The following is a 13,271-nucleotide window of genomic DNA, read 5'->3' as shown; positions in this document are numbered from 1 at the left end:
GCTATTGCTCTTGCTGACTATGCACCTTGACGTAGCAAAGGTAAAATGGCCATCAATAACAAATTAACCACGTTTAGCCGCGATTGCCCGTAATGCCTGTTTCTCAGAAACAGATAAAAAAGCCAATTCCAACCCATTGACCTGCGCTTGACGAATCGCGCCCTCAGATAACCCTACTTTACTAGATGCTATGTGGTACTCATGCGCTAACTCAATACCTTCGACAGCGGGATCATCGGTATTTAAACAAGCTCGCACCCCCTGCTGTAAAAAATGATGGATGGGGTGATCGGCAAAACTTTTTACCGTACTTGTTTGTATGTTCGAAGTGATACAGGATTCAATACCTATTTGCTGCGTCGCTAAGTACTCCATCAAACGGAGATCTTCGATCGCCTTAACACCATGGCCTATTCGCGTCGCCCCCAATTCAGTAATCGCTTGCCAAATACTGGCAGCACCAGCGGCTTCACCGGCATGCACGGTAACCTGTAAGCCAGCATCGCGAACACGACGAAAATGTTGAGTGAACAAATCCCCCGGCTGTCCAAGTTCATCCCCCGCCAAATCGATGGCTACTAACTTATCTTTTTGTGTTAACAACGCATCGAGTTCTTGCTGGCAAGCATGTTGACCGAAGGTACGACTTAAAATCCCAATTAAATTGGCCTTTACAGAAAAATCTCGACAGCCGGCCTGCACACCATCGACAACGGCTTCAACAACACCGGCAAGGGGCAAGTTATGTTTAAGCGCCATATAATAAGGCGAAAAACGCAATTCAGCATAATCAATTTGCGCATTTTTTATATCTTCAACATTTTCATAGGCAACACGACGACACGCATCTAAGTCACCTAATACCGCTACCCCCCAATCCAATTTTGCAAGAAATCCAAGTAAATCGGGCTGAGTTTCAACAATTTGAACATGAGGACGAAGCGCCTCAATAGTATTTGCAGGCAACGCTAATGCAAAGTGCTGTCCCAACTCCAAAATGGTATTAATACGAATATTGCCATCTAAATGGCGATGTAAATCGGTTAACGGCAGTGTTTTAGTAATCATTATTCTATCTCCCTGAAAGCGAAATGCTACTTACAGTATAGGGAGTACCGACTGCGCATGTCTCTAGTAAAAATAACTAATCGGTTACTTTTAACAGGAGTGAAGCATATTCATTACAAAATCTGTTGTTATTCAATAACAGGGGTTAATTGTGCTAAAAAATCAGCCAAATTTTCCGCCAAAACAGCTTCCTGCCCTTTACCAAGTGTCTCTAACTGTACTTGCCCTGTTTCATTTAAAATAGAGATGATCTGCATCTCATCACTACAACTGGCAATAAACATCGACGCTGGTTTTTTTAACCGTTTTTGCATCATAAAATGAGCAATCATATTCTCCTGTAATAACCTAAAATCCTCTTCATTCCAAACTTGAATTAATTGAATGGGATGACCATCAAAGGTACAGGGTAACTCCCCCGCATAGACGCTACAAAAGAAAACGCTGATCGTAGGATGAAGCTCGATACCCAGTGCTTCTTCGATATTATGCAAATCCGTATTTGTGTCACGCTTAACCGCTGCCCAAGAGATATAACCGTTCTGCTCTTCGCCGACTTCACAGGGTGATCGCCATTGTTCATCAAAGGGCAATTGAGGAAGACACTTTTTTTCACTTTGCCAAAGCGCTTTTTGACGATCTAAAAGTGCCAATAATTGTTGCTCAGTTGGAGTATTCATTGCTCGAATATTTCTATAGTTTGTTTACAATGGCATTATTGTATACTCAAACTCAATTTAATTAGCTGAAAAATTTCAAAAAGCGATCCCATTATGACCGATAAGCACCTTTACAAAAATAGTAGCGCATTACAAAACCTCTCTCTAGGAAAGAACAGTGAATATAAAGATCACTATGATGCGTCTTTGTTACAGGGAGTTCCCCGTAGTTTGAATCGCGATGAATTAAAAATAAGCGCCGATAATTTACCCTTTGTTGGCTATGATTTATGGAATATTTATGAATTATCTTGGTTAAATAGCAAAGGTAAACCGGTTGTTGCAACGGCGGTTGTCACTATCCCCTTTGATAGTGACAACTTAATTGAATCAAAATCTTTTAAACTCTATCTAAATAGCTTTAATCAAACTCAATTTTCTTGCCTCACTGAAGTGCAAGAAAGATTAACAACAGATTTGTCAAAGGTCGCCAACAAAAGCGTGCGTGTTGAAATTAATGACAATTTAGATAAATTTACGGATAAGTTAGGCACCTTCAAGGGGCATTGCATCGATGATTTGGATATAGCGGTTAATAACTACCAATTCACAAGTGACTACTTGCAGGACATTGGTGGTAATCAAATAGTGACAGAAACATTATATTCACATCTTTTAAAATCAAACTGTTTAATCACTAACCAACCGGATTGGGGAAGTGTAGAAATAAGCTACACAGGACAAAAGCTTGATAGAGAAAAATTATTACGTTACTTAATATCATTTCGTCAGCATAATGAATTCCATGAGCAGTGTGTCGAACGAATTTACTGCGACCTCATGAAATTTGCACAAATAGATTCGCTTTCAGTCTATGCGCGTTATACTCGCCGAGGTGGTTTAGATATCAACCCATTACGATCGACGAACAGCATCGAAAGTGTTAATAATCTACGTTTATTACGACAATAAAATCGGATGTTATGAAATATATTGGCTTATATATGCGCACAATGTTTGCGCTATTTTTATTGCAAATCAGCCTCACTGTAGGTGCGTTTGAACTGGTAGAAACATCGGTTAGTATGCCATTGAGAGAGGCGAGTAATGATCGTTATAATGATCCATTAAATTGCGTAGAAAAAACCAAGCGTTATATTAGCCAACAAAAATATTTCGAATTAAATTCATGGCCACAGCACAATGACAATGTGCCTAAGAAAATAGCCAATCTAGGCGCGGTGCAATTACTGGCATTTTGCTATACACAATTAGAAAATTACGAAGATGCAATTAACTTATTGCATCCCATTTTACAAAATAATGGTTTTACTCGTGACAATATCAATATATTAAATTTAATTGCCTTAACCATACCACCACAAAATAGGTCGCAGCTAACCAACTCAACACTATTAAAAATGTTACATGATAGCCTAAATAACCTTGAAACTGGGGCTTTTTCTGATTCGCCTAATCTCACCATAGAGATACTCTTTGCCATCGTTAATTTATCATTACAGGAAAATTTATATCAAGATACATTAAATGCCCTAGAAGAGATAAAAAAACGCATAAAAGACAATAATGACTCCAAGTTAAAGGCTTGGTTGATCTATTACTACGGCCTCTATTACAATCAAATCAATCAACCACAACTCGCCAATTCAGCGTTTATGCAAGCGAATAAACTAGCAGAACAAAATACATTAGTAGAACTGAATGGTTTAGTAAAAAAAAGTTTAGTAGAAATTTATGCAAAACAATATCGCATATCAACGGCGTTGGTTTTTGCTAAACAACGTATCGAATTTTATTTAAAAACTAAAAACAATGTCAAACAAGCAGATAGCCTAATCGAATATGCCATTTTAGAAAGACAAAAAAATGGGACTAATGAATCTCTCATTTATCTTTTTAATGCCCTTGAATTAGTTCAAATAAATAAACATAACTCGCTACTGCCACATATTTATCTTGAGATAGGTCGCACCTATCTTGCCAATGGGCAAAAAGATAATGATGCTAAACAGTTTCAACTCGCACAAAAATACCTACAAAATGCACGCTACCACTTTAAACGTTTAAAGCTAACTCATTTTCAAATAGAGTGTTTATTACTTCTTGCACAGCTAAATATCATGAATAAGGATCCCGCTCTCGCGATTATTCAGCTCGAAAAAGCACTCCAACTAAGTGATAACAAATATCTACCATTACGTGCACAAGCCTTTGAAATGTTAGCGTTAAGCTATGAGCTAACTGGCAATTTACAGCTCGCCATTTTACATTTTAAAAACTTTCATGCGCTACAGAATCGCATCAAACAAGGGCTGTTAGAATTACAACAATTACAAATTAGCGAACAGCTGCAACTTTTTGAAAAAACTCAAAATCAAGAACAGTTAGAAGCACAGAATACACACCTACGGCAGCTTAGTTCAGAACAAAAGACATTAGCTAACTGTGCATTACTACTATTAATTTTAGTGAGTGTTCTATATTTTTATACCGTCACCAGAAATAAAAATCTCAATAGAAGTAATCGCCACAAGCAGCAACAATTAGCAATACATAAACGCACTAAATTACCTTTACAATATGCAAGAAATAATAATTTCAATACGTTATACGACGGTGAACCTCTTTACTACATGTTGGTCAATTTCCCATTTTTAAATAATTTAAATGAATTAAAAGGCAGTAATGAAGCTTCTAAAATAGAGCATCGATTTGGTGCGGCCATAAAAAAACAATTTCTCAATAACATGGCATTTTTTCAATTACGAGATAACCAAATACTGTTTGTGGGTAAGCAAAAGGAATATGGTTCAGCACAAGCACTATTTGACCAAATAGAAACTTTTTTTACTGTTTTTAGTGAAGATAATCAGATAGATAATAGTATCGCCTGTGGTCTTGTTACCTTTCCTTTTTTAAAAAATTCAAGTAGAGCACTGTCTGCAAATCGTACCTTAAAACTAAGCATTCTAGCGATGTCTGCAGCGAATCAAATTGGTCACACTTTACATAAAAATAGCTGGGTAGAACTTTATGCAATTGATAACCTACAACCTGCATTTTTAGATGGCGATTTATGGAATGCAACGCAAATAGCAATTAACAAAGGGTTGATTAAAATCAATAGTAGCCACCCAGACTATACGTTTACCTGGCCAGCTCTAAAGGATTAATTGTTTTAATTGCTCTTAGATTCACACAAATTATTTAATTATTGTGCTTTTAATAGTAAATATGATTTACTGTTCCTTGCCCCCATAAGCAAAGTTACTGATAATCATATTTGCAATTTAATTTTAGAAATGGAATACCCTTTATGTTAACAGTGGATGTTATCAATTTACTCAAAAAATTATTAGAAAGAGCCTCTCTACAAAGCAAATCTTTTGATAGCTACAAAGTAAATTTATTAAATAAATTACAAAACAGTGCATCTAATGCAACCACCCAAGCCCTAGCAAAAGAGTGCTTAGAAGAGCTAGATGCAACAGAATATCCATTACAAGAAACCCTCTCAGAGGGACGTTTATTAGTTTCTCAATCGCAATTACAGATACAAAAAATTCCCGAATTACCCGATGCTATTCTAAATAAGCTAACACAAACAAAAAATACTCAATGCCCCTACACCATTATTGACCACCATAATGAGCTTTCTGAAATAATCAGACTATATCAACGCGTTATCAATCAATTGAATAACAAAAGCAGTTCCCTTGTGCCGCATATTGATAGTCAACAGATACTTTATGAGTTCAATGAAGAACTACTACGACTCATTCTCTCCTTAGATATCGACAGTGCCTATTTGAATAAAATTAAGCATATCCATCAAACAATGGAAAAAAGTACCTGCTTACAGCAATTACCTGAATCATGTATCCGTATCATTGAAATTATCATCGATAGCACGCGTGAAGAGCGGCGCTCATCCCGCCATTTTCTTTACACGCTTAACGACAGTCTAACAAAGTTTAATATTGATTTTACCGACAACCTTAAACAAGCAGATGGATTATTCGCAGATCAATCTCAGTGCATCAAAAAAATGCACAAACGAGTCGATAGATTAAGCCATGAAGTCCGACAACATACCGATTTTTCTTCTTTACAAGCAGGTATCATCTCTTATATTGAAACGATGAGTTACTTAACACAAGCTACGGATGACGAACAAAAACAGGCACAAGTACTGCAAAAATTTCATACCATGGCACGGGAAATAAAAGATCTACAGAATAAAACTAAACATTATCAACGCACACTAAAAGATCAACAGAAGCAATTACAAACAGACTTCTTAACAAAAATACCCAATAGAGCCGCATGGAACGAACGTTTATCGATAGAATATAATCGTTATACCCGTTATAACAATGACCTGAGCATCGCTATTATAGATGTTGATAAGTTTAAGAAAATAAATGATACCTTTGGCCATGTTGCAGGAGATAAAGTAATTAGTGTCGTGGCATTAATGCTACAAAAATCATTGCGTAATACAGACTTTATTGCTCGCTACGGTGGTGATGAATTTGTACTTTTACTACCAGAGACCAATCAGCAACAAGCACAGAACTTATTAGATAAACTCTGTGAGAAAATACGGTCGATTCCCTTTAAATTCAAAAAAGAGAATATCAGTATTACGATTTCCATCGGTTGCACTAGCTTTACAAAAAGGGATAGTATTGAGACAGCTTTTGAGCGCGCGGACAAGGCACTTTTCCACGCTAAAGATAATGGCAGAGATTGTTATATTACTTTTAAAGAAGAAGCATAACTTATTTACCCCTAGATTCGGATAATAAGTGCAATTTCTTTTATCAAGATGTAGCACCTATAACTCATTGCTTTAAATATAAAAATGTAAATAAATTTTTTTAGCTTATGCTATAGGTATTAAATCTAATCACAGACAGAGGCCATATTATGATTTCCCATATCAGTCCAGTAGGCAGCATGGCACTACTTTCTCAGCTTGAAGTAAACCAATTAACACACAGTGCAAGCAGTGAAATTTATCAACTTTTTCGTAACTGTTCTCTTGCGGTATTAAATTCCGGTAGTCATACCGATAGCAGTAAAGAAATTTTAGAAAAATATAGCGATTTTGAAATCAAAGTATTACGCCAAGAGAGAGGGATGAAACTTGAATTAAAAAATCCACCTCAAGAGGCTTTTGTCGATGGGGAGCTTATTAAAGGGATACAAGAAAATTTATTCTCCGTATTACGTGATATTTTATATGTTAATTCAAAAATTTATCATTCTGAATATAACGAACATGACTCTGCACAGACCACCAGCTTGATCTTTTCTATTTTGCGTAATGCCAATACCTTACGAGCAGGTGTAGAACCTTCCGTAATCGCATGTTGGGGAGGTCATTCAATTAATGATATCGAATTTCATTACACTCAAGAAGTGGGTAGCCAATTAGGCTTAAGAGAACTTAATATCTGCACCGGTTGTGGGCCGGGTGCAATGGAAGGCCCAATGAAAGGCGCTGCTGTTGGGCATGCAAAACAGCGTGTCAATGATGGCCGCTATATTGGTCTAACGGAGCCGGGTATTATCGCGGCTGAACCACCAAACCCGATCGTCAATGAATTAGTTATTTTACCTGATATTGAAAAGCGCCTAGAAGCCTTTGTGCGTATCGCTCATAGCATTATTATTTTCCCAGGCGGGCCCGGCACAGCGGAGGAATTATTATATATTTTAGGGATAATGATGCACCCTGAAAATAAACGCCAGCCCTTCTCGATTATATTAACGGGCCCCAAGGAGAGTGAGTCCTATTTTAAAGCAATAGATCAATTTATTGGCGATACGCTCGGTGAAGAAGCACAACAACATTATGAAATAATCATAGCCGACCCAGCCTTGGTAGCACAGACTATTAAAAGATCCATGCAAAAAGTGACTGATTATCGTCGTGCCATTGGTGATGCTTACTCATTTAATTGGTCTTTAAAAATAGATCATGCTTTTCAGCACCCATTTATTCCTAACCATGAAAATATGGCCAATCTTCAATTAGATGCCAATCAGCCTATCGACCAACTTGCCGCTAATTTGCGCCGACTATTCTCAGGTATTGTAGGCGGTAATGTTAAAGATGAAGGGATCAAATCTGTCGAGCAATTTGGCCCCTTTAAAATAAAAGGAGATAAAGCACTAATGCAAAAAATTGATAAATTACTACAAAGTTTTATTAAACAAGGGCGTATGAAATTACCCGGTTAGGTTTACACCCCCTGTTATGAGATTATCAAGTAAAGATGCTATCAACGTTACTTGTAATAGATGCAATGAATCTTGTGCGGCGCATTTACGCCGTACAAGAAAAACAACATGGAGAAACACAAGCTGCCATTTTGGCAACAGAAGTAACCGCCTGTAACGCATTAAAAAAATTATTACAGTTACATCAACCTAGCCATGCTATTTGTGTTTTTGATAGCCATAGCCACAGTTGGCGTCATGAACTCTATCCGAACTATAAACAGGGGCGAAAACCGATCCCCTCCCTGCTAAAAAATAATTTACAGCAGATACAAGATCAATTCTTTGCAATAGGAGTCGACTCATTAGTCACTGAGCAGGATGAAGCGGATGACCTTATCGCGACCCTTGCACATAAAATGGCCTACAATCAACAAAAATGCATTATTGTATCAACCGACAAAGGCTTCTATCAGCTGTTAAATAGCCATATCATTATCTATGACTATTTTCAGCAAACCTATACTGATGCGCTACGCGTTAAAAATAAAATGACGTTATCCTGTCAACAGTTATGTGATTATTGGGCAATCACAGGTATCACAGGCAGCGCAATTAAAGGCGTTGAAGGGGTCGGTAGTAAAGGAGCATTAGCATTGTTACAAAGCTATTCTAGTTTACAAAATATTTTACAACAACCACTCGAGACAACTGACAAGCGCGTCCAAAAAGTTTTACAACAGCAACAACAGGCGTTGCTTGCTAAGCAGCTAGTAACGCTGCAAACCTCCATGACCCTAGGCTTTAACTTACACGATTTACGCTATCAAGAAAAAATGTGATGCACTGTCACAAACCAGCAACAACAAAAAGTCACAAATAGATATAAATCAAGACTATTTTTCATTATTTCAGTAATATATCCATGTTATCTCAGATGCATAGTCAACATATTGAGGTCACATGGCAATATCCAACACCAACCAATGCATAACTTAGAGAGAATTCAGTGAAAAAAATATTACTCATCGCTATTGTCGCGGCCGCCGGCGCTGGTGCTTATCTTTTTAATCAACAACAAACGCCATCTAAAGCCGATGTAAACAATATCTTAGAATATGTCCCTGCAGATACGCCTATTTTTACAGGCATGCTCGACCCATTTCCTTTAAAAGAGTATCTTGCTTCTCTGCCAGCTATGAACATACCCGATTCGCCACAAGCGATGGAAACACTCTACTCTGATGATGATCCGCGTGTTAACTTTTTCCTCAATCTCTTTAAAAGTTATCAAATGGGGCTGCAAAATCCCGAACAACTGCTAAAAACATTTGGTTTTCCTGATAAATTACGCGCCTATTTTTATACGTTAGGACTGCTACCTGTATTTAAAATAGAAGTGCAAGATGAACAAGCGCTATGGGCATTGCTCGATAAAAATGAACAAGAGACGGGCTTTACCTCTACGATGGGCACCTTGGAGAAGGTAAATTATCGTTCTTATCTCTTATCTGAGACAAATGATCCAGCAAAACTCGCGCTTATTGTTGCGATTAATAATGGCATGTTAACAGTAACAATGAATAGTGCTTATCAAGAAGCGACATTGCTATCAACAGCACTTGGGCTAACAAAAGTAGATAACTCCCTAGCCCAATCAGGCAAAATTGAACAGATCATTAAAACACATGATTTTTCTCGTGCGAGTGTTGGCTTTATTAACCATGTCGAAATAATTAAAGGGATGACAACCAAGAACGCAAATCAACTTGCGGGTCAAATCACTTCTTTAGAAAAACAGTTTGCGGAAGAAAACGCCCTCGCTGAATTACATACACCTGAATGTGCCTCTGAATTAATGAGTATTGCAAATAATTGGCCAAATACAGTATTTGGTTATACACAACTAGCCATTAATGAAAAAGTCTCTGATGTGACTATCGCAACGGTTATTGAAAGTAAGAATCAAGTCATTCTTGATGCATTAAACAGTCTGCGAGGATATATTCCAAACTTTGCAAATGATATCAATAATAATGTGTTTGCCATGGGTTTAGGAATCGATGTTAGTCAATTGGGTAGTACGCTTAATACCATTTGGAGCGATCTACAAACACCAAGCTTTACCTGTCCATTACTTGCACAAGTGCAAAGCGAAATTAGTCTCGCAGGAGAATCTGTCACCATGGTCAGCATGGGAACTGCTATGGTAAATAGCATGAAAGGATTAAGTGTTGCCCTTATCGATTATCAATTAAATCAGGAAGAAGAATTACCTATATTGGAAAATCTTGATGCTTTAGTCACAATATCAACCGATCAACCTCAGCTGTTATTCAACTCACTTAAAATGTTTATCCCCCAACTACAAACTATCCAACTTGAAAATAATGGCACTCCCGTAAACTTAAAAGAATTTGTAGCTATTCCGCAGGAGTATAATATTGATCCTAAACTGGCGATTAAAGGGAAACATATCGTTATTTATACTGGCAAAAAAGGCAATGAAATCGCTGATACACTGGCAACCGAACAACTTACTGCAAATGGGTTATATAGTGTTACCGTCGATTTTAAAAAGATGTTTAATCCACTTATATCTGCAGCAGAACTGGCAGAAAGCATACCTGAAGAGGCTGAATTTTTAATGGATTATGACTCACGCATGAAAATGAATCTCGATATTAATGCGCAAGGTATTATTTTCGAATCCAGAGTAAATAGCAAAGCCGCTAATTAACCTAGCCCATTTCGTCACTGCATAGCCGAATCAATCAGCTATGCAGTGCGAGTTAATTGTTCATTAATTAATCTAATAACTCGTAAGAGAAATAAAAAAACTTTAATAACTGGATTATCCTCACACATCCCCCTATAATCCGACCATTTTTTAAACAAACCTTTTAAAACATAGCTTACATTTTACCCCTATAAATATGGATATATTATGCTCGATAAATTTTTTAAATTAAGCGAACACGGCACAACAATAAGAACGGAAGTTGTTGCGGGATTTACCACCTTTTTAACCATGGCTTATATCATTTTTGTTAATCCACAAATGTTATCTGCAACGGGCATGGATTCAGGAGCAGTCTTTGTGGCAACCTGTCTGGCTGCTGCGCTAGGCTGTTTTATTATGGGCTTTTATGCAAACTACCCTGTTGCACTAGCACCGGGTATGGGTTTAAATGCCTTCTTCACCTATGCCGTTGTACTTGATATGGGTTATACATGGCAAGTGGCTCTAGGCGCTGTATTCCTATCCGGTTGCTGTTTCCTCGTATTAAGCTTATTTAGAATTCGCGAGTGGATAATTAATTCAATTCCACTACCAATGCGTAAAGGTATTGCCGCAGGTATCGGTCTATTTTTAGCATTAATCGCCCTTAAAAATTCAGGTATTGTGGTAGATAATCCAGCGACATTAGTTTCACTTGGAGATATGAAGTCATTACCGGCAGCACTTGCTTCTTTAAGTTTCTTCCTCGTTATTGCATTAATGCATTTTCGAGTTAAAGGTGGCGTTATGCTCGCTATCTTAGCCGTTACAATCATCGGTATTATTGTTGGAGATGTGCACTACACCGGTATAATATCTATGCCACCAAGCATCGCACCAACCTTCATGCAAATGGATATCGCTGGTGCATTTAATGTTGCCATGATAAGTGTTGTCTTTGCCTTCCTATTTGTCGACCTATTTGATACATCAGGCACCCTCATTGCGGTTGCAGATAAAGCAAAATTACTCGATAAACAGGGTAACTTACCACGTTTAAACCGTGCACTATTAGCAGATAGTGGTGCTTCTATTACAGGCTCAATGTTAGGTACATCAACGACAACCAGTTACATTGAAAGTATTGCTGGTGTTGCAGAAGGTGGCCGTACAGGTCTCACGGCAGTTGTCGTTGGTTTACTCTTTTTAGCGTCACTGTTTTTTGCCCCTCTAGCTGGCATGATCCCAGGTTACGCAACGGCTGGCGCATTATTATATGTCGCAGTGTTGATGGTTGGCGGACTAAAATCAATCAATTGGGATGATATTACAGAAGCGGCACCCGTGGTCATTATCGCATTGATGATGCCATTAACCTTCTCTATCGCTAATGGTATTTCACTTGGTTTTATCGCCTTCGCTGCGATTAAAGTATTCAGCGGTAAAGCCAAAGAACTGAGCGCAAGTGTTTGGTTCTTAGCTGCATTGTTCCTCGCTAAATTACTGTTCTTTCCTGGTTAAATAACTATTTTCAGTATCAAAAAGCCATTTATAGCCATGCTATAAATGGCTTTTTTTATCTACATAAAGGTCGATTTAATATTATTAGCAACGGCCTTAATTAAGGTCTCCTTTGCCTCTCGACTTGCCCATGCAATATGCGGCGTGATCACTAAACGGGCCTTAGCTTGCACGGATAAATAAGGGTGTCCTTCTACCATTGGCTCTTCAGCTAACACATCGGTACCATGATATAGCCCAGCATTATCAATCGCCTTTGCCATCGCATACTCATCGATAATGCCACCACGGCCTAAATTAAGAATAATGGTTTTTTCTTTCACTTGCGCCAATGCTTGCGCATCGATTAAATTTAAGGTCTGTTCATTAAGTGGCGCATGGATAGAAATAATATCGCAACTCGAAAGCAACGTTGCTAAATCAACTTGCTGATAAGCCTGTTGACTGTTTTTCCCTGATGTTGAGAAATAACAGACCTCGCAACCAAAGGCTGTTGCAATATCTGCAACTCGACGTCCTATCGCGCCAAAACCAATAATTCCCCAGCGCTTGCCTTTGATTTCAAAAAAAGAGTCCTGCAGGTGGGTAAAAATGGGACTGCTACACCACCCACCAGAGCGCGTGTAATTATCATAGTAACGACTTTGATGTACTAATTGAAAAAGCATCGAAAAGGTCGATTGCGCGACACTTTCCGTTGAATAACCCGCCACATTTTTAACCACAACACCGGCTTTTTCGGCGGCAATTAAATCAACGTTATTAGTCCCCGTCGCAGTAATACAGATCAATTTAAGTTGTGGGTTTGCCTTAATGACCTGTTCATCAATCACCACTTTATTGGTGATAATAATCTCATTATCACCAATATGCGCTAAACGTTGCTCTGTTGATGTCAACGGATAAGCATTAAAGTCACCCAGTTGCGTAAATAAAGTTAAATCACACTCACCTAGGGTTTGTGCATCAAGTAAGACTATTTTCATTATTCCTCCTATTCCTATGAGTTGAATACTAGCTATAAAATAGCATATTGAAAGGTTCGAGTA

At 37.9% G+C, this 13,271-nt stretch carries 10 protein-coding genes; 7 read left to right on the top strand and 3 right to left on the bottom strand.

Going from position 1 to position 13,271, the window contains the following annotated elements; translation table 11 throughout:
* Positions 1-63: 63 nt before the first annotated feature.
* Positions 64-1,068, bottom strand: coding sequence for an adenosine deaminase (gene add / locus AB1A03_RS06200; protein ID WP_354623771.1), 1,005 nt, complete (start codon positions 1,066-1,068; stop codon positions 64-66).
* 128 nt (positions 1,069-1,196) lie between these two features.
* Positions 1,197-1,748: a SecY-interacting protein gene (gene syd / locus AB1A03_RS06195; RefSeq protein ID WP_354623769.1), complete on the bottom strand. Its 552-nt coding sequence runs from the start codon at positions 1,746-1,748 to the stop codon at positions 1,197-1,199.
* Positions 1,749-1,841: 93 nt separating this feature from the next.
* Here syd and queF point away from each other — a divergent pair, with 93 nt between their 5' ends.
* The 7 genes from queF to AB1A03_RS06160 all read left to right on the top strand — a co-directional run bounded on the left by queF (position 1,842) and on the right by AB1A03_RS06160 (position 12,222).
* The gene (gene queF / locus AB1A03_RS06190) at positions 1,842-2,699 is read left to right on the top strand and encodes an NADPH-dependent 7-cyano-7-deazaguanine reductase QueF (protein WP_354623768.1); all 858 of its coding nucleotides are present in this window, start codon (positions 1,842-1,844) and stop codon (positions 2,697-2,699) included.
* Between the two features lie 32 nt (positions 2,700-2,731).
* A complete protein-coding gene (locus AB1A03_RS06185; RefSeq protein WP_354623766.1) occupies positions 2,732-4,921 on the top strand; it encodes a tetratricopeptide repeat protein in 2,190 nt (729 codons plus the stop codon).
* A 143-nt stretch (positions 4,922-5,064) separates the two neighbouring features.
* Positions 5,065-6,531: a GGDEF domain-containing protein gene (locus AB1A03_RS06180; protein ID WP_354623764.1), complete on the top strand. Its 1,467-nt coding sequence runs from the start codon at positions 5,065-5,067 to the stop codon at positions 6,529-6,531.
* 149 nt (positions 6,532-6,680) lie between these two features.
* Positions 6,681-8,000 (top strand): nucleotide 5'-monophosphate nucleosidase PpnN, encoded by a 1,320-nt coding sequence (ppnN, locus tag AB1A03_RS06175; protein ID WP_354623763.1) that lies wholly within the window; start codon positions 6,681-6,683, stop codon positions 7,998-8,000.
* A 35-nt stretch (positions 8,001-8,035) separates the two neighbouring features.
* The gene (gene xni, locus AB1A03_RS06170; RefSeq protein WP_354623762.1) at positions 8,036-8,821 is read left to right on the top strand and encodes a flap endonuclease Xni; all 786 of its coding nucleotides are present in this window, start codon (positions 8,036-8,038) and stop codon (positions 8,819-8,821) included.
* Between the two features lie 167 nt (positions 8,822-8,988).
* Complete coding sequence (locus tag AB1A03_RS06165) at positions 8,989-10,719, top strand: hypothetical protein (protein ID WP_354623760.1); 1,731 nt, start codon at positions 8,989-8,991, stop codon at positions 10,717-10,719.
* Positions 10,720-10,926: 207 nt separating this feature from the next.
* Positions 10,927-12,222 carry an NCS2 family permease gene (locus AB1A03_RS06160; RefSeq protein ID WP_354623758.1) on the top strand — a complete coding sequence of 432 codons (1,296 nt, stop codon included), beginning with the start codon at positions 10,927-10,929 and terminating at the stop codon, positions 12,220-12,222.
* Positions 12,223-12,281: 59 nt separating this feature from the next.
* Here AB1A03_RS06160 and AB1A03_RS06155 read toward each other — a convergent pair whose 3' ends face one another.
* Entirely contained in the window at positions 12,282-13,208 is a 927-nt protein-coding gene (locus tag AB1A03_RS06155) for a D-2-hydroxyacid dehydrogenase (protein ID WP_354623756.1), read from the bottom strand.
* Positions 13,209-13,271 lie beyond the last annotated feature (63 nt).

The organism is Psychromonas sp. MME2 (assembly GCF_040566515.1).
Classification (GTDB): domain Bacteria; phylum Pseudomonadota; class Gammaproteobacteria; order Enterobacterales; family Psychromonadaceae; genus Psychromonas.
The sequence above is the reverse complement of the archived record's forward strand: the minus strand, read 5'-3'. Positions and strand labels throughout refer to the sequence as shown.